General features: G+C 59.6%; 19 protein-coding genes and 2 pseudogenes. 10 read left to right on the top strand and 11 right to left on the bottom strand.

Annotated features, from left to right (window positions below):
• Positions 1-68: 68 nt before the first annotated feature.
• The 4 genes from A7X77_RS20000 to A7X77_RS19985 form a co-directional block, all read right to left on the bottom strand.
• Positions 69-1,274, bottom strand: coding sequence for an ABC transporter substrate-binding protein (locus tag A7X77_RS20000; RefSeq protein ID WP_064684586.1), 1,206 nt, complete (start codon positions 1,272-1,274; stop codon positions 69-71).
• Positions 1,275-1,347: 73 nt separating this feature from the next.
• Positions 1,348-2,205, bottom strand: coding sequence for a carbohydrate ABC transporter permease (locus A7X77_RS19995; RefSeq protein WP_064684585.1), 858 nt, complete (start codon positions 2,203-2,205; stop codon positions 1,348-1,350).
• Positions 2,202-3,086, bottom strand: a complete 885-nt coding sequence (locus A7X77_RS19990; RefSeq protein WP_064684584.1) for a carbohydrate ABC transporter permease — start codon at positions 3,084-3,086, stop codon at positions 2,202-2,204. Before A7X77_RS19990 ends, A7X77_RS19995 begins: the two co-directional genes overlap by 4 nt.
• A gap of 13 nt (positions 3,087-3,099) precedes the next feature.
• Positions 3,100-4,257 carry a Gfo/Idh/MocA family protein gene (locus A7X77_RS19985; protein WP_064684583.1) on the bottom strand — a complete coding sequence of 386 codons (1,158 nt, stop codon included), beginning with the start codon at positions 4,255-4,257 and terminating at the stop codon, positions 3,100-3,102.
• A 331-nt stretch (positions 4,258-4,588) separates the two neighbouring features.
• Between A7X77_RS19985 and yghX the strand changes: the two genes are divergently transcribed.
• Complete coding sequence (yghX, locus tag A7X77_RS19980; protein ID WP_064684582.1) at positions 4,589-5,476, top strand: YghX family hydrolase; 888 nt, start codon at positions 4,589-4,591, stop codon at positions 5,474-5,476.
• A 59-nt stretch (positions 5,477-5,535) separates the two neighbouring features.
• Here the strand turns inward: yghX and A7X77_RS19975 are convergent, their stop codons facing one another.
• Together A7X77_RS19975 and A7X77_RS19970 are read right to left on the bottom strand one after the other, a co-directional pair.
• Positions 5,536-5,976, bottom strand: coding sequence for a DMT family transporter (locus A7X77_RS19975; protein ID WP_064684581.1), 441 nt, complete (start codon positions 5,974-5,976; stop codon positions 5,536-5,538).
• Positions 5,973-6,458 (bottom strand): DMT family transporter, encoded by a 486-nt coding sequence (locus tag A7X77_RS19970; protein ID WP_064684580.1) that lies wholly within the window; start codon positions 6,456-6,458, stop codon positions 5,973-5,975. The genes A7X77_RS19975 and A7X77_RS19970 overlap by 4 nt, the downstream gene beginning before the upstream one ends.
• A gap of 295 nt (positions 6,459-6,753) precedes the next feature.
• On the opposite strand from A7X77_RS19970, the gene A7X77_RS19965 reads away from it, so the two are divergent.
• Positions 6,754-7,566 (top strand): pirin family protein, encoded by an 813-nt coding sequence (locus A7X77_RS19965; RefSeq protein ID WP_064684579.1) that lies wholly within the window; start codon positions 6,754-6,756, stop codon positions 7,564-7,566.
• A gap of 249 nt (positions 7,567-7,815) precedes the next feature.
• Entirely contained in the window at positions 7,816-8,040 is a 225-nt protein-coding gene (locus A7X77_RS19960) for a hypothetical protein (RefSeq protein WP_064684578.1), read from the top strand.
• Between the two features lie 307 nt (positions 8,041-8,347).
• Here the strand turns inward: A7X77_RS19960 and A7X77_RS34290 are convergent, their stop codons facing one another.
• The gene (locus A7X77_RS34290) at positions 8,348-8,548 is read right to left on the bottom strand and encodes a hypothetical protein (RefSeq protein ID WP_064684714.1); all 201 of its coding nucleotides are present in this window, start codon (positions 8,546-8,548) and stop codon (positions 8,348-8,350) included.
• 664 nt (positions 8,549-9,212) lie between these two features.
• Here A7X77_RS34290 and A7X77_RS19950 point away from each other — a divergent pair.
• Positions 9,213-10,355 carry a helix-turn-helix domain-containing protein gene (locus tag A7X77_RS19950; RefSeq protein ID WP_064684577.1) on the top strand — a complete coding sequence of 381 codons (1,143 nt, stop codon included), beginning with the start codon at positions 9,213-9,215 and terminating at the stop codon, positions 10,353-10,355.
• Between the two features lie 114 nt (positions 10,356-10,469).
• Positions 10,470-10,623, top strand: a pseudogene (locus A7X77_RS33135) (IS30 family transposase); the annotation flags it as partial.
• Positions 10,624-10,702: 79 nt separating this feature from the next.
• On the opposite strand, the gene A7X77_RS19945 reads toward A7X77_RS33135, so the two are convergent.
• Positions 10,703-11,299, bottom strand: coding sequence for a TetR/AcrR family transcriptional regulator (locus A7X77_RS19945; RefSeq protein ID WP_064684576.1), 597 nt, complete (start codon positions 11,297-11,299; stop codon positions 10,703-10,705).
• Between the two features lie 122 nt (positions 11,300-11,421).
• On the opposite strand from A7X77_RS19945, the gene A7X77_RS19940 reads away from it, so the two are divergent.
• The 4 genes from A7X77_RS19940 to A7X77_RS19925 all read left to right on the top strand — a co-directional run bounded on the left by A7X77_RS19940 (position 11,422) and on the right by A7X77_RS19925 (position 15,649).
• A complete protein-coding gene (locus tag A7X77_RS19940; RefSeq protein ID WP_064684575.1) occupies positions 11,422-12,645 on the top strand; it encodes an MFS transporter in 1,224 nt (407 codons plus the stop codon).
• Between the two features lie 277 nt (positions 12,646-12,922).
• Entirely contained in the window at positions 12,923-13,978 is a 1,056-nt protein-coding gene (locus tag A7X77_RS19935) for an aldo/keto reductase (protein ID WP_156668134.1), read from the top strand.
• Positions 13,948-14,658 carry a formylglycine-generating enzyme family protein gene (locus A7X77_RS19930; RefSeq protein ID WP_064684574.1) on the top strand — a complete coding sequence of 237 codons (711 nt, stop codon included), beginning with the start codon at positions 13,948-13,950 and terminating at the stop codon, positions 14,656-14,658. The genes A7X77_RS19935 and A7X77_RS19930 overlap by 31 nt, the downstream gene beginning before the upstream one ends.
• A gap of 136 nt (positions 14,659-14,794) precedes the next feature.
• Positions 14,795-15,649: a helix-turn-helix domain-containing protein gene (locus tag A7X77_RS19925; protein ID WP_064684573.1), complete on the top strand. Its 855-nt coding sequence runs from the start codon at positions 14,795-14,797 to the stop codon at positions 15,647-15,649.
• Positions 15,650-16,021: 372 nt separating this feature from the next.
• Here the strand turns inward: A7X77_RS19925 and A7X77_RS33130 are convergent.
• A pseudogene (locus A7X77_RS33130) lies at positions 16,022-16,132 on the bottom strand (amino acid ABC transporter ATP-binding protein); the annotation flags it as partial.
• A 75-nt stretch (positions 16,133-16,207) separates the two neighbouring features.
• Positions 16,208-16,615 carry a carboxymuconolactone decarboxylase family protein gene (locus tag A7X77_RS19915; RefSeq protein WP_064684571.1) on the bottom strand — a complete coding sequence of 136 codons (408 nt, stop codon included), beginning with the start codon at positions 16,613-16,615 and terminating at the stop codon, positions 16,208-16,210.
• 290 nt (positions 16,616-16,905) lie between these two features.
• On the opposite strand from A7X77_RS19915, the gene A7X77_RS19910 reads away from it, so the two are divergent.
• Positions 16,906-17,835 carry a TauD/TfdA dioxygenase family protein gene (locus A7X77_RS19910; RefSeq protein ID WP_064684570.1) on the top strand — a complete coding sequence of 310 codons (930 nt, stop codon included), beginning with the start codon at positions 16,906-16,908 and terminating at the stop codon, positions 17,833-17,835.
• A gap of 49 nt (positions 17,836-17,884) precedes the next feature.
• On the opposite strand, the gene aspA is transcribed toward A7X77_RS19910, so the two are convergent.
• Positions 17,885-19,312, bottom strand: coding sequence for an aspartate ammonia-lyase (gene aspA, locus A7X77_RS19905; RefSeq protein WP_064684569.1), 1,428 nt, complete (start codon positions 19,310-19,312; stop codon positions 17,885-17,887).
• Positions 19,313-19,340: the final 28 nt, after the last annotated feature.

Raw genomic sequence — 19,340 nt, 5'->3', positions numbered from 1 at the left:
TCGTCGCACATTCGATAGAGGGGAGGGGCCGCGGCTTGTGCCGCGACCCCAGGGAGATTCAGGAGTCCTTACTTGAAGGCTTCGATTTCGCCGGCAGCCTTCTTCAGCGCAGCTTCCGGTTCGGCCTTGCCAGTGACGACCGACTGGATCATCTCGATCATCGAGTTCTGGAAGCCCTTATAGTCGGTGAAGAGCGGCTCGGGACCACCATAGTTGATGCCTTCGATCAGAGGCTTCCAGTAGGGGTCCTTGGCGACGAATTCGTCGACCTTTGCCGAGGGACGCAGCGGGGTGAGGCCGGCGCCGCCCTGCAATTCGTATTCCGACTGAACATCCGGCGAGGTGATGAACTTGGCGAATTCGGTCGCCTTCTCCTCGACGCCGGAACCCTTGAAGATCGCCAGGCTGTCGGTGATTAGCAGCGTGCCCGGGCCCTTGGCATCGGGACCGAGCGGCAGCGTCGTAATGCCCCAGTTGATCTTCGTCTCCTTCAGGCGGGTGGCGGCGCCCGAGCCGGCCTGGATCATGGCGACCTTGCCGTCGAGGAAGATGGCGCGGACTTCGTTCTGCTCGTAGGCCGTCGGGCCTTCTTCGGAGTAGGGGACGATATCCTTGTAGGCCTTGAGCGCAGCGAGAATCTGCGGACTGTCGAGCGTGATGTTGCCTTCGGCATCGATCACCTTGCCGTTGTTCGTGTAAACCCAATGCATGAACTGGTGCATCGTGTTGTCGAAGGTCTTGGCGACGAGGCCGAAGCCCGGAATGCCGGTCTTTTCCTTGATGGTCTTTGCCATCTCGATTTCTTCAGCCCAGGTCTTCGGCGGCTTCTCGGGATCGAGGCCGGCCTGCTTGAAGAGGTCCTTGTTCCAGTAAAGCGCCTTGGTGGAGAAGGCGATCGGAACGCCCCACTGCGTGCCCTCGAAGGTCACCGTGTCGACGATATTGGGATAGTAGCTCTTCTTTTCCTCATCCGTCATCGGCACCTGAACGATAAGGTCGTTCTGGGCGAACTCCTTCAGCGTGCGCGAGCCGACATAGGCCATGGCAACCGGCGTGCCGGCGGCCGCCAGCGTCGTTGCCTTGTCCTGGCACTGCGCCCAGCCGACGACTTCAGGCGTGACCTTCCAGCCGGCGTTCTTTTCTTCCCATTGCTTGATATATTTGGTGTGGACCGGGTCGATCGTGTCGCCGCAATAGATCCAGCTGATTTCCTTGTCGGCCGCATGGGCAGTGACCGCGGTCAGTGCCGTCGAACCGAGCAGGGCGAGCGCCATAAGGCCTGTCTTGATTGTTATGCTCACGTCGTGACTCCCATTGTGGTTGTTAGCTGTTCACTCGTTTTTGCTCTTATTGTTTCACCGCACCGGCGGTCAGACCGCCGACGAGGTAACGCTGAAGGAAGAAGATGACGACCATCGCCGGCGCGATGCCGACGAAGGAAGCCGCCATCAGTTCGTTCCAGATGACCTCCTGCTTGCCGAAGTAAGCAAAGAGCCCCACCGGCAAGGGCATGTATTCGGTCTTCGAGTTGAAGGTCAGCGCGAAGATGAATTGCTGGGCGTAAGCGCCGATGAAGGTGGTGATGGCGACGACGATGATTCCCGGCATCGCAATCGGCAGGATGACGCGGCGAAGCGTGTAGAAGTGGCTGGCGCCATCCATATAGGCAGCTTCGTTCAACTCCTGGGGAATGCGGATCATATAGGTGCGCAGCAGCCAGATCGCCGACGGGATGAGGAAGGCGACGCCCGGCACGATCATGGCGAGATAGGTGTTGAGCACACCCATGTTGCGCATCAGCCGGAAGAGCGGGATCAGGAGCACGGCGCCGGAGAACATGTTCACCGTCAGGAAGGCGCCGAGCAGGATCCCCATGCCCCTGAATTCGAACTTGGCGAAGGCATAGGCGGCCGGGATGACGAGGCAGAGCACGATCAGCGTGACGATGGTCGAGATGAAGAAGGAATTGAAGATATAGCGCGCAAACCCCGGCACGCTGATCCACATCGTCCGATAGGCTTCGAACGAGCCGTTCTCCGGCCAGAAGCGGTAGGGCGAGGAGAAGAGCTGGGCGAGTGGCTTCAGCGACACCAGGAAGCCCTCCACGAAGGGCGCCAGCACGAAGAATAGAAACAAGGCGATGCCGCAATAGATCAGGATGATCTCCCACCAGCGGTAACGGTCGATCATGGCAGCATTGCTCATGCGCGCTTCTCCGGGTTGAGGCGGCGGGTGACGCGGAAATAGGCGAAGCAGAAGAGCGACAGGAAGATGCAGATCAAGACGGCGCGCGCCGCCCCTTCCCCGTATTTCTTCGAGCCGATCGCCGTCTGGTAGGTGTCGATGATCATCGTCGTCGTCTCGCCGCTCGGGCCGCCCTGCGTCAGGATCCAGATAATGTCGAAGGAGTTGAAGGTGGCGATCAGCGACAGCATCGACATGGTGATGATGGCGGGCACCATCAGCGGCAGGGTGATGCGGCGAAAGCGGTACCAGCGGCCGGCGCCGTCGGTCCAGGCGGCCTCGTAGAGATCTTTCGGGATCGACTGGATCGCGGCCAGAAAGTAGATCGTCACCAGCGGCACGCCGATCCACACGTCGGTGACGATCGTTGCCCAGAAGGCAGTGCTGCCATAGGCGAGGAAGGCGACCGGGCCGTCGACGAGGCCGAAGCGCTGCAGCAGGCCCGAGATCATCCCGAACTGGCCATTATACATCCAGCCCCACATGAAGATGCCGATGGCCATCGGCACGATCCATGGCGGCATGGTCAAAAGCCGGAACAAAGAGCGGCCCGGTACGGCGGCATTCAGCATGCAGGCGCCGAAGGTGCCGATCACCATTTTCAGGGCGACGGAGAAGAAGGTCCAGACGAAGGTGCGAATGATGACTTCCGCGAAACGTTCGTTGAAGATCTTCTCGTAGTTGACCCAGCCGACCCAATTGGTGGTCTTTCGCAGCGACGCATCGGTGAAGGAGAGAATGAACGTGTCGACCAGGGGATAGGCGACGATGGCAAGAACATAGATAACGGCCGGAAGGAGAAGGATCCAGGCGAAGATGAAGGCGCTTCTTTGAACACTCATCTTGCCGCCGTCCTCAAGCCGCTCTGGCGTGAAGGGCTTCGTCGAAGCGGTCCCAGATGGGACGCAGGTCGACGACCGTTTTCTTCATCCTCGCTTCGTCCATCGCCAGCGCCAGGATGCCGGCTTCGAGCGCGTTCAGCGTGGACACGGGCAGTTCGAGCCCGGTGCGCACGCTTTCGAGCAGATCGCTCGCCATCTGCTCATCGGCGCCGTAATGCTGGGAGAGCTCGGTGGCGGCATATTTGTTTTCGACGATCTTGTTGCCGGTCAGCTGTTCGTGCACGTCGAGATAGCCGCGGACAAAATCGCCTTCGGCCATGCCGCGCGAGCCCATGATGGCGAAGCGGCGGAACTGGTCGGGCACGTTGAGATTGGTGTGGAAGTTCATGCCGACGCCATTTTCATATTCGACGATCGCCACCTGGTAATCGATGATGTCGGCATCGCTGTCGAAGACCTTGTCCGAGCCCATCCAGCCGCTCGGCTTGCGATGGAACAGCTCGAGGTCGTTGATGCCCTCGCGCGCCGGGTCGTTGGCCGGAATGAAGCTCTTGCGGCCGCCGAAACTGGCCACCCGCTCCGGCCTCGCGCCGACGACACCATTATAAAGGTCTAGATCGTGGCAGCATTTCTCCAGCATGAAACTGCCGGAATAGCGCTCGTAGCGGCGCCAGTCGCGCATGAAGAAGGCGCCGTGATAGGGCTCGATATGCTCGGATGCCTCGATCGAGACGATCTGGCCGAGTTTGCCCTCGGCCTGGATGGCGCGCAGATCCTTGTAAAGAGGAGAATAACGCAGCACCAGGCCGACCATCAGCCGCTCATGGCCGAACTTCGCCATCAGATGGGCAAGCTCGATGCTTTCGGCGATCGTCGTGACGATCGGTTTTTCGCAGAAGACCTTAAGGCCAGCTTGCAGCCCGAGCCTGATGTGACCGAGATGCATGTGATTGGGCGAGCCGATCATCAGCAGATCGAGCTTTTCGGAGGCGATGAGCTCTTCCGGCGAAGAATAGGCCTTGCCGGCGGAAATGCCCTTTTCCGTCAAACCCGTAAGGCCGGCAGGATCGGGGTCCACATAGCCGACGATGTCGAAGCTGCTATCGATCGCTTTGAAGACATAGCCGAGATAGCCGAGCCGGAATCCGAGCCCGATGATTCCCACTTTCATGCCGATCAAGTTCCCAATTTAAGTAATTTATTTTCTTTAAGTTGGGACAAAAATTGGAAGGCGTCAATAGAAAACGGGCCGCAAGACGCGAGCGTGAAATTAATTTTCATAAGTCGGTAGGCGGCTTTCGATTAGCCGGTGTCCACGGCGGGGATGCGAAGCACCTGATGGAATGGGCGCATCGTCAAGCCAAGCGGCGCAGATGCCAGGCAGGAGTGCAACTGGCGGCAATTGCGCCGGCAAGCTCACGCCAATCTCGCGAAATATTGAAAAGTCGAGCGCGCCTGCCTGTGTAGGATGGGGGAGAACCCGAGGCCCAGGAGGAGCCATCATGACCCGCATGACCGCCAAGGATTTCCCACAGGAACTGCTCGAACTCTACGATTATTATGCGCATGGGAAGATTACCAAGCGCGAGTTTCTCGACCGCGCCGCCAAATTCGCCGTCGGCGGCGTGACCGCAGCCGCCATTCTGTCGTCGCTGAGCCCGAATTATGCACTGGCGACCCAGGTCGAGGCGACCGATCCGGATATCTCCGCCGAATACATCACCTATCCTTCGCCGAAAGGAAACGGCGATGTCCGCGGCTATCTCGTTCGCCCCAAAAACGCCACCGGCAAGGTCGCCGCCGTCGTGGTCGTGCATGAGAACCGGGGCCTCAATCCCTATATCGAGGATGTGGCACGGCGCGTGGCGAAAGCCGGCTTCATCGCGCTGGCGCCCGACGGCCTCACCTCGGTCGGCGGCTACCCCGGCAATGACGAAAAGGGGCGCGAACTCCAGCAGAAGGTCGACCCGGAAAAGCTGATGAACGACTTCTTCGCGGCAGTCGAATATCTGATGAAGAGCGACCTCACCACCGGCAAGGTCGGCATCGTCGGCTTCTGCTACGGCGGCGGTGTCGCCAACGCGGCGGCGGTCGCCTATCCCGAACTTGCCGCCGCCGTGCCGTTCTACGGCAGGCAGCCGCGCGCCGAGGACGTGCCGAAGATCAAGGCGCCATTGCTTCTCCACTATGCCGGGCTGGACAAGGGCGTCAACGAAGGCTGGCCGGCCTATGAAGCCGCGCTGAAATCAGCGGGCAAGACCTACGAGGCCCATATCTACCCCGACGTCAATCACGGTTTCCACAATGATACCACGCCGCGCTACGACGAGGCGGCTGCCAAGCTCGCCTGGCAGCGGACGGTCGACTGGTTTACCAAATACCTGGCTTGAGAATGCAGTGACCAGTGGGCGGGGAGCGATCCCCGCCGACTGGCAAACGTCATGTCCGGCTATTGCGAACGGTCGACCTTGCGCCGTCCCCGGCTGACGATCATTCCGCCGACGATGAGGAGAATTCCGCCGGCGTTCGCCCAGAACGAGGCCGGCACGGCATTGATATAATCAAACGCCACCCCCGTGACCATCTGCCCGCCGATGATCAGCAGAGCCGAATTGACCGCGCCGATCCGCGCAATCGCCCAACTGCCGGCCGCCACGAAGACAACGCCGAGCGGGCCGCCGAGATAGGCATACCAGGGCGCCTCGGCGGCGCCCGCCGGAAGCAGCCCTCCGACGAAGAGACCGAGGCAGGTCAGTGCGGCGAAACCTATCGCGTGATTCCAGAAGGATGCGATCAGCGGCGTCGTGGAGATGCTCAACCGCCCATTGAGCTGACGGCTGAGGCCCACGAGCACGCCGCCGAGGCAAGCGAGGAGTACGAAGAGCGTCACGCCGCACCTCGCCCGAACAGGATGATCAGCGCCGCCCCCGCGACGACCAGACTGAGCGCCGCGATATCGCGGGTATCGGGATGCCGCTTTTGCATGCCGAACAGCCCCCAGCTATCGGCCGCGAGGCTGAAGACGACCTGGCCTGCCAGGCCCAAGGCCAAGGTGCCGGAAAGCCCGAGCGGTGAATTGACCGTCGTCGAGGTCAGCATCACCGTTGCCGCGCCGGAGAGCCCGCCAAGATAGGCCCATAGAGGCGCGCGCAGGCTTTGTTCCGGCTTTGGCCTGCGCCGCCGGTGGACCAGCAGGAGAAGAATGACGGCTGCGATGATGCCGGTGCCGTGCGCGGTCCAGGACGAAAACAGCGGATTCCCGTAGCGTGCCAGCTCGCCGTTCAGGTGAACCATGAAAGTCAGGAGGCCGCCCGTGGCAAAAGCGCCGGCAAAGTAGATCGGATGCGGATTTCGTGCGGCGTCGGTGGTCATTGGAGATCCCGTCAGCGAATCGGTTGCGGCGGATTTTTCAGATTGCCACTAGAGCATGATGCCGAAAAGCGTGAGCGGTTTTCGGACGACATCATGCTCTAACTCTTTAATTGAGAACAGGATTCGGATTTTAGGCCGACTTGGCCTAAAATCCGAATCCTGTTCCAGGGCCATTCATCGGCATCGTCAGCAAGACGATTACCACCGTCTGCCCGTTGGCGGTGTTCGAGCCCCGCAGCGCTTCGTGATCGATTGATAGCGGCAGGAGTTCAGCCTGGCAGGCATGGAGGACGCGATGCTGCTCAAGGGCGAACGAACATTCGTGGTGCGGGATGCTGGAGGCTTCGTCGCGCACGTCAACATGCCAGGATGGCTGAAGCCGAAACCGCTTGACCACGGTCACGGCCCTCTCGCCATGGTCGTCGAATCCCTCCTGGTCCCCGGCCGCCTGATCGCGATGCATGAGCACAGGGACGACGAGATCGTCTCCTGGGTGCCGGAAGGCGTGATGCGCCATGACGACAAGGCTACCGGCCGGCTGGTGGTCGACCGCGACCATCTGATGGTGATGAATGCCGGAACAGGCTTCTGGCATTCCGAGGAGACGCTGGCCTCCGATCCGCCGCTGCGGATGCTGCAGATCCTCATCCGTCCGCGAGCGGCCGGTCTCGCGCCGAAAATCCAATACGGCCCGATCCCCGCGGCCGCGGCGAATGTCTGGCGGCATCTGGTCGGCCGGGAAGGGGAGGGCGCGCCGTTTTATGTCCGCAGCGCCGTCGACATCTTCGATATCCGGCTGGACGCGGGCGCACGAGCGGAATTCCCGCACAGGCAAGGCAGGGATCTCTATTTCTACGCCTTCAGCGGCGTCGTCCTTGTCGACGGGCAGAGCTTTGCCGAAAGCGAGCAGGGGCTGCATTTGTCCGATGCCAGACTCCAAGCAGAGGCGAAGAGCTCAAGCCTCCTGGTCGCCTTTCTGCTCGATCCGAACGCGCCGTTCGCCAGGCAGGGAACGGTCGGCGACCACAGGAAGATCCCGCCGGCCATCATCATTCGCGCGTTTCTGAAATGGCGGAAATTTCGCCAGATGTTGCGGCGCGCTTCATAGCAGCGCCCTCTGTTCGATGATTACCGCAAGTCGCTTCCGCTTTCGGCAATTGTGCGGTAGCCTGTGCGTTCGTTCATCGCGCGAAGGTTTCGCTGCGACCGCAGAGACGCCGATGATGGGGCGAGTTGCGACCGTCCGGCGTTCGGAACAGTTTTCGTCAGCCGTGATAAGGCTGAAAAAGCGATTGTGAACGGAACAAGCATGCCTGCAATTGGGTTTCGAACCTTAGCGTTCAAAAGGAGGAGCATTATGCCGACGGTTGCTGCGACACCCATCACTCCGCCCGACCAGCACGTTGTCACCGCCCGCGAAGCCATCGAGCCGCTTTATGAAAAGCTCGAGCTTCAAACGGAATCGCTCGTTCTCTCCGCAGCGCTGGAAGCAGGATGGTCTCCTGATGAGGCAACGGAAGCGCTGGCGGCACTCAGACTGCAGGACGCACTCTCCATCCTCGACGAACGAACCGGCCAGTAAGCTCGAGAACAAATCGACGAGATCGGGTAGTCGATATCTTAGGATCGCGGCTGCTTCCTCGATCTCATTTTATGCGGACGATCATTCCCGCTGGTGTACGACCCGACCGTCGCCACCCATCTCCGGCGCGGCGATGGATGTGATGGAACTCACTGCGGGCCTGACACAGCTGCCGTCTCATTGAGACAGCTGCGATCATTTTTCTAAAGCGCGTCGCATCAAATTTAATTCATGCGACGCGCTTCAGCTCATTGTTTTGAGGCATGTCGTTGTCCCGGAACCGCTGCACATTTCCGGGCGACACGCATCAATGCGGTCGAAGCTTTTTGGTCGCGATCAGCATGACGAGATCTTCGGAGGCATCTGCGAGCGCCAATGCCAATTCAGCAGCCGACCATCCATGTTTCTGCAAACTAACGAGCATCTCAACCATTGCGACTTCGACCTCTCGTCTGCAGCTCGAAAGCGGCTTCAATTCGATATGTTCCTCATCACATGCAGTAGTCATCTTAGCCTCCATTCTGCCACATGGGCAGCGTCGCAAAAATTCGCCAGTGGGTGGATATAGTAAGGGTTGCGTGCAAGCCTCGGGCTCATTACGCATCGACACAGACGGCCTCGGCTGCGCGCAACCCTTCGCGCGCCATCAGTTGCCGATGTCCGGCCTCAGGAGCGTCTCGCATGAATGTGAGCAGGGAAAACCCGCACGACCGGCGATAGGAATTTTTCCTGGCGCCTGCTGGTTGTGCGGAGAAGAACTCCTGTCGCAAGCCGACGATCGCGCAAAGCGCGCACGAATATTGCCCAGATAGTTCACGACCTATCCTCCTGTTCTCGCATTTGTTGTTTTGAATAACTGTCGTTTCACGTTGAGGGTGCTTTGAAACTGCATTGCACCGGCAAGTGAGCTTTTTGGAATTTCCGAACGTTTTCGGAATTAACCATTGCTTAATTAGATACAGCAACAGGACGGAATTGTCGTTATCGCCGCATCCTGAAAATTATCGGTGCGTCCATTTCTGCTCGCATAGGAATATGATAAGTAGCTTATGCACGTAGAGCTTCAGTCGATTCGGTTCCATCGGATGGGTTGCGCGGACGTTTCAACCGCGAAAGCGATTGCTTGCTTCAGTTTCAACAGCCCCGGATCGGCTATGCGCTGGAGGAATTGGATGGTCGCGGAGTCTGGAGATGACCCGGCTGCTGGACGGGAGTGGCCGGCCCATTTGGAGCGGCGGCGCTGGCCGCGCGAACCGTCCCCGCAGAAAGAACATCGGGCGGACGTTCCGCCGGCACTGGTGCCGTTGCAATTTTCGACGCAAGACCTGCCGCCGAAAGAACAGTTCCAGTCCTGGCGATCCCACATGGCGCCGCTTGTGGACGTTCATCTGCCGGACGGAAAATCAGAGGACGACGGTTTTCTTGGGGAACAGACCGGCTGGCATCTCGGCGATATCCTCATCGTTCAGCAGCGCGCGCAGGCATGCAGCTATATTCGCGATCAGGCCATGCTGCGATCGAGCCCAATCGATCACTGGAATGTCGGCATACTGCGCAGCGGCCGGGCCTGGACCGAGGCCAATCGCCATGTAACGGAGACCGGCCCGGGCGAGATATTTTTCAGGTCGCTTGGTTATCCGTACCGCGGGCGGATGACCGATTCAGTCGCTGTGCTCGTCTTCCTGCCCTATGAGCAGTTGACCCATGATGCAAGTCTTCTGCAGAACGCCAACAACACCGTCCTCTCCGGCAGCCTGGCTGAATTGCTCGTCAGCTATATCAACGGCCTGGAAGCGAACCTCAGCAATTTGACGGTGGAGGAGGTGCCGCGGATCATACGGACGATCGGCGATATGGTCGTTGCATGCGCTGCATCGTCCACAAGTTTGGATCGCGCTCAGGAACAGGCCAATATGGGGCTGATGGAGCGGGCGCATCGCTATATTCACCTCAATCTTCATTCCGATAGCTTGACGCCGGAGGTCATGTGCCGTGCGCTGGGCATCTCGCGGACGCGGCTCTACCAATTGTTCGAAACGAGCGGAGGCGTCTTCAATTACATTCGCAAACGTCGATTGCTGCAGGCCTATGCGGATCTCACCAACCCGACCGACAACAGGCCGATCTCGGAAATTGCCGAGGCCGCCGGCTTCGACGTTGCAGCCAATTTCACGCGCGCCTTCAGCCACGAATTCGGGCTCAGCCCGCGTGAGGTCCGAAAGACCATCGCCACCGAGCGCCCTGCCATCCCCGCAACTCGTTCCATGCGACATTTTGGGACAACGATCGGCGATTGGCTGACGCTGAAGCGTTGATGCGGAAACGTGCCAATGTTGTCGAATATTTTCAATGCGTTATGCGGCTGCGTTTGCTTAACGCGTTCAAGTTCCATAAGATAGATTACGCCGCATTGACAATTTAAAGTTGCGCTGCCTGACTGCTATTTGCAGCTGAACCTCGCCGATCGCCGTCGCCTGCACCAGCCTGTGGAACGCAAGGTGCCGGTCAATGAGATGGCGCGCCAACTCGGCCGGCAAGACGCATAGTGGCTACTTCTCGACGGTTGCCGACGATCTCCGCCAGCCCTAGCTGACTTTTCTGGCCTGGGCGCGCCTTTCTGCGATCTGGCTGGCGATCGTACCAACAAGTCGACAGCGCCAGCTTAGTCAATTTTATTGGTGCGCAGGCCTTCCAAAAAGGTTCGAAAACTCTCTACAGCCCGCTTCGCGATGGCATCCGGATTTTCGGCATTAGCGATCCATTGCGCCGCACTGCTGCTGGCAGCGTTGATCAGGCGAGCACCGGCTTCAGGGTCGATATCGACGATGACGCCTTCTTGTTTCAAGGTCTCGAGACTTTGGGCAACCGCGGCGATGCAGCCGTTTGCATTCGGCCACTGCGATGGATCACCGAGGACGGCCGGCCCATCGCGAAACATGATGCGCTGAAGTTCCGGCTCCAGCGCCATTAGGACGTAACCAATATTCTCGTCCACGAATCCCTGCCAGCGCGTCGATGCCATAGAAGAGATCTCGCAGAGTCGGGCCGTCATCTCGCTGTCGATCTCGGCTACGACAGCCGCGAACAGTCCCTTCTTGTCGCCGAAGTGATGATAAAGAGCGCCGCGCGTCAGTCCGGCTTCACCCGTAAAGTCGTCCATGGAAGATTCGGCGTAACCAGAGGCACCAAATGCTCTTCGGCCTGCAGCCAAGAGCTTGGCCCGAGTCTCAGCAATCATTTCATTACGTGACCTGCGCATAGGTCCTCCATCATCCATTCTCATACGCATCGTATGTTAATTGACATACGCCGTGCATTTGATTACACATTTGCATACGTTGCGTATGTACGTGGCGTTTAGCTCTAACACGGAACACGCCGATGCATAATCCATATGTAGAAATTTTCCGCGCGCCCGGAACCAAAGGCTTTTCCGCTGCAGGTTTCTTCGCCCGCCTTCCAATAGCGATGGCGCCGATTGGTATCGTCGCCATGCTTTCTCAAACTCATGGAGAATATTGGCTCGCGGGCGCTGTCTCCGCGACCTTTGCGCTGACCAACGCCGTGATCTCCCCGCAGATTTCGCGGCAGGTGGATCAGTTGGGCCAACGCGCCGTCCTGATCCCCACCACCGTCGTCTCGGTGATCGCATTCGGGACGTTGATCGCGGCCGCAAACCAGGGTTGGCCTTCGTGGACGCTGTTCCTCTCGGCACTCTTTGCGGCAACAATGCCCAGTATTCCAGCAATGCTGCGTGCCCGCTGGACAGAGATCTTCCGCGACAGACCTGAGCTTAATACAGCCTTCGCCTTTGAATCCGCTGCGGACGAACTTGTCTATATCGCTGGCGCATCGCTTTCTGTCGGCCTAGCCGTCTCGCTCTTCCCGGAGGCCGGCATGATCGTGAGCACTCTTTTCATGGCGCTCGGCAGTTTTGCCTTTCTCGTGCAGCGGTCGACAGAACCGAAAGTGCGCCCGGTCGACATGGGCACCAACCATCGGTCGGCAATCTGGTTGCGCCCGGTCCAGATTATCACGCTCGCGTTGGTCTTTGTCGGCTCTACCTTCGCCACGGCTGAGGTCAGCGCTGTTGCAATTACCAAAGAACTCGGGCGGCCTGAAGCGGCCAGCCTCGTCATCGGCGTTTATGCCATTGGCTCTTTCATGGTTGGCCTCATAATCGGAGCAATAAACCCCAAGCTGGCCCTCCAGCGCCAACTGCTAATCGCTGTCGGCGTGCTTGCGCTCACCGCTCTACCACTTCTTGTCGCGAGCAGTTCTGTCTGGTTCCTTGCCTTCGCAGTCTTCGTGAGCGGCATCGCCATCTCACCCGTCTTCATCACCGCCTTCGGGCTCATCGAGCGCCGCGTGCCGGAATCGATGCTGACGGAAGGTGTGACCTGGGTTATGACCGGCATTGGTATCGGTATGGCGCTCGGCGCCTTCGTCTCCGGCTGGGTGGTCGACACTTACGGCCCGAGCAATGGTTTTTGGGTTTCGGTCGCAGCCAGCTTGTCTGCGGTACTGATCGTAGTCGTGGGTCAGCAGAGTCTCACTGGAGACCGAGCAATGGCGCCGCTCCCGCTCAGGCAACCTGCAGAGTGATACAACCGCGTTCCCCGTCTTCGCTTTCGCTCGCCGCGGGTAGAAGTACGCCTTACGGCGAGCAGTCGCACGCCTTGATGCGAATCGAAGCCCTGGTCACGAAGCTCGCTTCTGGTGCGGCAAAGCATGAGGCCGTCCGTGTTCTTCGCGAACAGGATGCCATGCGGCCTGCTGGGTCACAAAATTGGTCAGGATCAGGCAGATGATCAGGATCGGGCGCGCATGGCGTCGCGGTGCAGCTTAACGTTCCTGTTGCGACAACAGGAGATCTTCCGAGATGATGTCAGAATATGCAACAAAACGCCGGACGTTGCTGGCCGGTGCAGCGACCACTGCAGCGGCATCTATGCTTGGCTTGTCGCTCTCGCCGCGACGGGTGGCAGCCCAGCAACCGGCCCGCACTCCGATCCTGCGACCGATCCCAAAAACGGGCGAGATGATCCCGGTGATCGGTCTCGGTACATTCGAGACCTTCGACATTCGCCCTGGCGACCCCCGGGGCGATGTGCGCGAAGTGATCCGGCTGTTCCACGAGAACGGCGGGCGGGTCATAGATACATCTCCGCTCTATGGCATGGCGGAAACCTGCGTCGGCGACTTCATTACCGATCTCGGCATCGCCGACGACATCTTCATCACCAACAAGACGTGGACCACGGGCGACTACCTATCGGACAACAGCCATTCGGAGCGGCAGCTGAGGCAGTCGCGGGAAAGGCTCTGGCGCAACCAGCTTGACGTGCTGCAGGTTCATAGCCTCGAAAACCATGACCAGGTGCGCCATTGGCTCGCCCAGAAAAAAGCCGAAGGCGCTGTCCGGTATGTCGGCATCACCCAATGGAGCCCCGAATATTACGACACGATGGAGCGTCTCGTGAACACAGGTACGCTGGACTTCGTGCAGATCGCCTATACGATCATTACGAGAGCTGCCGAACAGAGGCTCCTCGACGCCTGTGCGGCGAACGGCGTTGCGGTCCAGATCAACATTCCCTTCGAGAAGGCGAGGCTGTTCACGCCGGTCGCCCGGCAGCCGGTCCCGGATTTCGCGCGTGAGATCGGTATTGAGACATGGGCGCAATATTTCCTGAAATGGATCATTTCCCATCCGGCCGTGACCAATGTCATCCCCGCAACCAGCCGGCCGCAGCATCTCCTCGACAACATGGCAGCGCTCTACGGCGACCTTCCCGATCGGGCGATGCGTAAACGGATGGCTGACCACTACACGAGCCTGACAGGCGTCGCGGAAGTGCTTAAACAACCTCCTTATCCCGGTAAGAAATATGGCGGCGTCGTAACATGGCCTTTCCCGCAAGCGCAGCGTACCTGACATTGATCTTGCTCGTAGCACCGGCTGCTGCCATCGCGGGGAGTGATCGGGTATCGATTGCGGGCTTTGAGATAGACCGGAGCGAAGTTACCATTCGTGACTTCGCCGCCTTCACGAAAGCGAAGGGGCTGAAGACGGCCGCCGAAAGCAAGGGCGGCGGACATGAGTGGGGCGACGGCTGGCACCGCCGTTACGGCTGGACTTATCTGTCCCCCTATGGTGAACCACCGCAAAGCATGGATGAGCCCGCCGTCCATGTCAGCTGGCACGAGGCTCGGGCTTACTGTGTTTCGGTCGGCGGCCGCCTGCCGACACGCGAGGAATGGCAAGATGCCGCCTATCGGGAACATGGCGGCGGAACGGCGGCAGGCTTCGCCACAGGCACTACCTATCCCTTCCCGACAGGCGCTAAGCCCGAAGGCGCGAACACGAGCAACGCTGATCAATGGCCCCGGCATGCTTCCCGCGGTTTGACAAGACCGGGCGTGAACGGTCTCTACGACATGGGCGGCAACGTTTGGGAATGGCTTGCGGATCGGGACGGTGCGAACGCCCTCACCGCCGGCGGTTCATGGTGGTATGGGCCTGAGAAGATGCGGAAAGAAGCGATGCAGTGGAAGCCGGCGGATTTCTACGTCGTCTACATCGGATTCCGCTGCGCCTATGATCTGAAGTTCTAACTCCTGCCTCACACGATATTGAACGACTCTGGCTGCAATCTGCCGGTTTTCAGGGTGATCTACTTCCATTCAGTCATACCTTCGGTAGCATATTCGTCGATGAACGAAGCGGAATGTGTGGCTGGAGTTAGGCGCGATGCAACAGACGACCGGAACCAAAGGCTGGGAGCTGACCAAGCCACCGCAAGATCATCTGCGCGTGGAGTGGGCGGGCGGGCGCTTCGAAACAGCCCATCGCGGCCTCACCGGAGAAGTCGAGGGGAAGATCTCACCGGACTTCCATCTGATCATGGTGACCCTGAATGGCGGCGCTACGCATCATGCGTTTCGAAATGACGACGGATGTCGCTATGAGGGCCGCGATCGGAAAGGCATGGTGTCTTTTTTGCCGGCGGGCTGCAATCGCGAACTCGTGCTCCGCGACGTAGCCTGGGAGTGGGGAGCGATCGCGATCGACCCGACATTGGGGAATCCAATGCTGCGCAAGGTGGGGTCGCACGTTGTCGGCCGCGACGACTTCATCTTTGGAATGACGGCACAAATGAGCGGCCTATTCCGCCACGAGGGCAGCCTGGACGCAACCTATTGCTCGGCCATGACTCTCGCCCTGTCCGAATATATTATCCGCCGAGTCGCCGCGCCCGCCGTCATCAGGACAGCGGCCAAATATGCACTTACAAAAAGGCAACTTGCCGATACCTATGGAAGGATTGACGCGAGACTGGATCAGCCGATTTTGATTTCCGACCTGTCGGCCCCGCTTGGCGTCTCCGAGGGGCATTTCTTTCGCGCGTTTCGCGGAGCGACAGGCCAGACACCGCTGGAGGCGATCTCCAGCCGCCGCATGGAGCATGCAGCCCTGCTCCTCCAAAAGACCGACCTTCCTATAACCGAGATTGCGGCACACTGCGGAATCGAGAGTCCCAGTCATTTCGCGAGATTGTTTCGCGCCTTCAAAGGCCATTCGCCCTCACGTTGGCGAAAGCGGTGACCTCGGCGGTCGCCGCAAGCTTTGGGTTAGCCGCTTCGGAGAGATCAATAGCGAAGAGCCGGTTGCCGGGCGGAAGGTCCTTCACTGTTCTACCACCTTGCGGTCGTTCGCCGAGGCGCTCGGTCACGAAGGCGGTCCTGCCGTCCGGCGCCAGTTTCAGGACCTCGGGGGCAGGTCACGGAATTTGAGACGGATAGCCTGCTTTGGATCACGTGACCCTTTCAACTCGACAGGATGGTCAGTAGTTGCCGGCTGAATCCCAGCGAGAATATGTGGCGATTGCGCGAGTGCCGTGCCGGTACAAGCCAACAGGGCATCAAGCGTACCCCTGGTGAGACGAAAGGCGCTTTGCATTCTCCCTCTCCATCGGCAGATATTTCCCTGGTTCATGAAGAACGTCTGAGTGGCGACGCGCCGGGCGAAGCCCATTTCGTGGGTGACGAGAATCATCGTCATGCCGTCGCGAGCGAGCTGCTCCATCACCATACCCGACCGCTGATTTGGATGCGGAGTATGCATCCTCCGCCTTGATGGGAATGAACCGCAGTCCGTCATTTCCTATCCCACCTCGAATTCCGGATCGGGCGGAACCTGCATGGCGAGAGCGAGATGATTTGTCTGCGCGGCAAGCCCGATGATCGTCAGGAGTTCGCCGTGTTGGGCATCGGTCATCCCCCGCGCACGGGCGGCTGCGGTGTGGGATTGAACGCAGTACTGGCAGGCATTGGCTGTCGACACCGCTATGTAGATCATCTCGCGCGCCAACGGATCGATGGCGCCTTCGACCGTCATGACCGATTTGAGCGTCTCCCATACCCGCTTGAGATTTGCGGGGTCATTTGCAAGAGCACGCCAGAAATTGTTGATGAAATCGGTCTTGCGTGTCGCCCTGATGTCATCGAACACGGCTTGCACGGCCGGAATGGCTGCGGCCTCTTGATCCGACAGAAGTTTGACTGTTGCCATCGAAAGTTCCTTTCCGGCGCCGATCTACGGCCTCAAGCGTGATGTTGCTCGGCGATCGCACGCCGCCGACGGAAGATAGGAAGAAACGGCAACCGCCGCCAGCCTCCCGGCTGGCAAGGAAATCGAAGCGGCTGTTTCACGAAAACAGGCAAAATTAGAAAATATTGTCTACAGATTTTATAGATTATGCGGTTCCATAGCCCTGTCGAGTTCAGCGCTGAGATTTCGAACGCCCAATGGATGGGTGCATGTGACCTGCCGACTTCTTCCAAATCAAACAGGAGACTTCCATGAGCAATCCGGTTCTCGTCAACCAAACCATTCCCGAGTCCGATATCGTCCCACTGACCGGCCGTGTCGGAGCCGCAATCAAAGGTATTCGCCTTAGCGGAGAGCTTTCGGATGCAACGGTAGCAGCCATCAACCAGCTTCTCCTGAAGCACAAGGTCATCTTCTTCCGCGATCAGGGACATCTTGACGATCCCGAACAGGAAGCTTTCGCACGCCGCCTCGGCGATCTCGTGCCGCATCCAACCCAGGGACCGGTCTCAGGCACGGCTTCCATCCTCAATCTCGATTCCAGCCGCGGTGGCGGCAGGGCGGACCAGTGGCACACCGACGTCACCTTCGTAGATGCCTATCCCAAATTCTCCGTGCTTCGCGGCGTCGTCATCCCGGCGGCCGGCGGCGACACGATCTGGTCCAACACCCATGCCGCCTATGAAAGTCTGCCGGCACCGCTGAAACTGTTGGCGGACAATTTATGGGCCATTCACAGCAATGCCTACGACTATGCCGCCGTGCGCCCTCGCGCCAGTGCCGAAGAGAAGAAGCATTTCGAGGAAGTTTTCACCTCGACCATCTACGAGACCGAGCATCCTGTTGTCCGTGTCCATCCGGAAACCGGGGAAAGATCGCTGCTGCTCGGCAACTTCGTTCAGCGCCTTGTCGGCCTGTCGAAGAGCGACTCCGTAAAACTCTACGAGGTGTTCCAGTCCTACGTCACCGCCCCGGAAAATACCGTGCGCTGGCGCTGGAGAGCCGGAGATGTGGCGATCTGGGACAATCGCGCCACCCAGCACTATGCCGTCAACGATTATGGCGACCAGCACCGCGTCGTGCACCGCGCCACCGTCGACGGCGACGTCCCCGTCAGCATCGACGGCCGCCGCAGCGTCACCCACATCAAGGCTGCCAAGCCGCAAGCAAAGGCGGCGTGATCAGTTCCAGAGAGTGTCGCCGCCCGGAAGCAAAGTGAGCCGCACGCCTTTACGAGAAGGAAAGCTTCTCGCTCGGCCGGGTCAGCGTTTCCGGGCGCAGCACCGCATCGAGATGCTCCTTCTGCATCAGGCCGCGTTCGAGAAGGATTTCGTAGACCCCCCGTCCCGAATGGTGCGCTTCCAGCGCAACCTCGGTGGCGTTGCGATAGCCGATATAGGGATTGAGCGCCGTCACGATGCCGATCGATTGCTCGACCATCTGCCGCAGCCTTTCGCGGTTGGCGGTAATGCCTCGAATGCAATTCGCCTCGAGCGTCAGGCAGGCATTGGTCAGATGGCTCAGGCTGCGGTAGAGGCTGTAGAAGATCACCGGCTCGAAGGCGTTCAGCTGCAGCTGGCCGGCCTCCGCGGCCATGGTGATCGTCACGTCATTGCCGATCACTTCGAAGGCGACCTGGTTGACGACCTCCGGGATAACAGGGTTGACCTTACCGGGCATGATCGAGGAGCCAGCTTGGCGTGCCGGCAGATTGATCTCGTTGAAGCCGGCGCGCGGCCCCGAGGACAGAAGCCGCAGGTCGTTGCAGGTTTTGGAAAGCTTGACCGCCACACGCTTGAGAACGCCCGAAAGCTGCACGAAGGAGCCGCAATCCTGCGTCGCCTCCACCAGGTCGGGTGACGTCACCAGATCGACGCCGACGATCTCGGACAGGCGCTCACGCACCAGCGCCGCATAACGAGGATGAGCAGTGATGCCGGTGCCGATCGCCGTTGCGCCGAGATTGATCTCGCGGATCAACGACACCGCTTCCGAAAGGCGCGCCTCGTCCTCCGCCAGCATCAGCGCGTAGGTTCCGAATTCCTGGCCGAGCGTCATCGGCACGGCGTCCTGCAACTGGGTGCGGCCCATCTTGAGGACGTCGGCGAACTCGACCGCCTTGACCTCGAACGCCCGGCGCAGGATCGCCATGGCATCGACCAGACGGTGAACGCCGATCCATGCGGCAAGCTTCAACGCTGTCGGATAGACGTCGTTGGTGGATTGCGAGAGATTGACGTGCTCGTTCGGATGCAGGTGCTCGTACTCGCCGCGGCGATGTCCCAGTATTTCGAGCGCCCGATTGGCAATCACCTCGTTGGCGTTCATGTTGGTCGAGGTTCCCGCCCCGCCCTGGATCAGATCGACGACAAAATGGTCGTGCAGCGCCCCGTCGCGGATTTCGATGCAGGCCGCAATGATGGCGTCGGCCCGCTCCCGATCCAGAAGGCCGAGGCTAACATTGGCCTCAGCCGCCGCCTGCTTGATCGCCGCCAGGGATGCGATCAGATCCGCCGATTCCTTCAGGGTCTGGCCGGTAATGGGAAAATTCTCGACCGCGCGCAGCGTATGCACGCCGTAATAGGCAGAGGCCGGTACGTCGCGATCGCCGATCAGGTCGTGCTCAACGCGGATAGCAGTCATATCGGATGTCGTCATGGCAGAAGCTTTCGAGAGGGCGCTGCGA

Origin of the sequence: Rhizobium bangladeshense (genome assembly GCF_001662075.1) — a bacterium.
Lineage (GTDB): Bacteria > Pseudomonadota > Alphaproteobacteria > Rhizobiales > Rhizobiaceae > Rhizobium > Rhizobium bangladeshense_B.
This window is presented reverse-complemented; position numbering and strand designations above follow the sequence as displayed.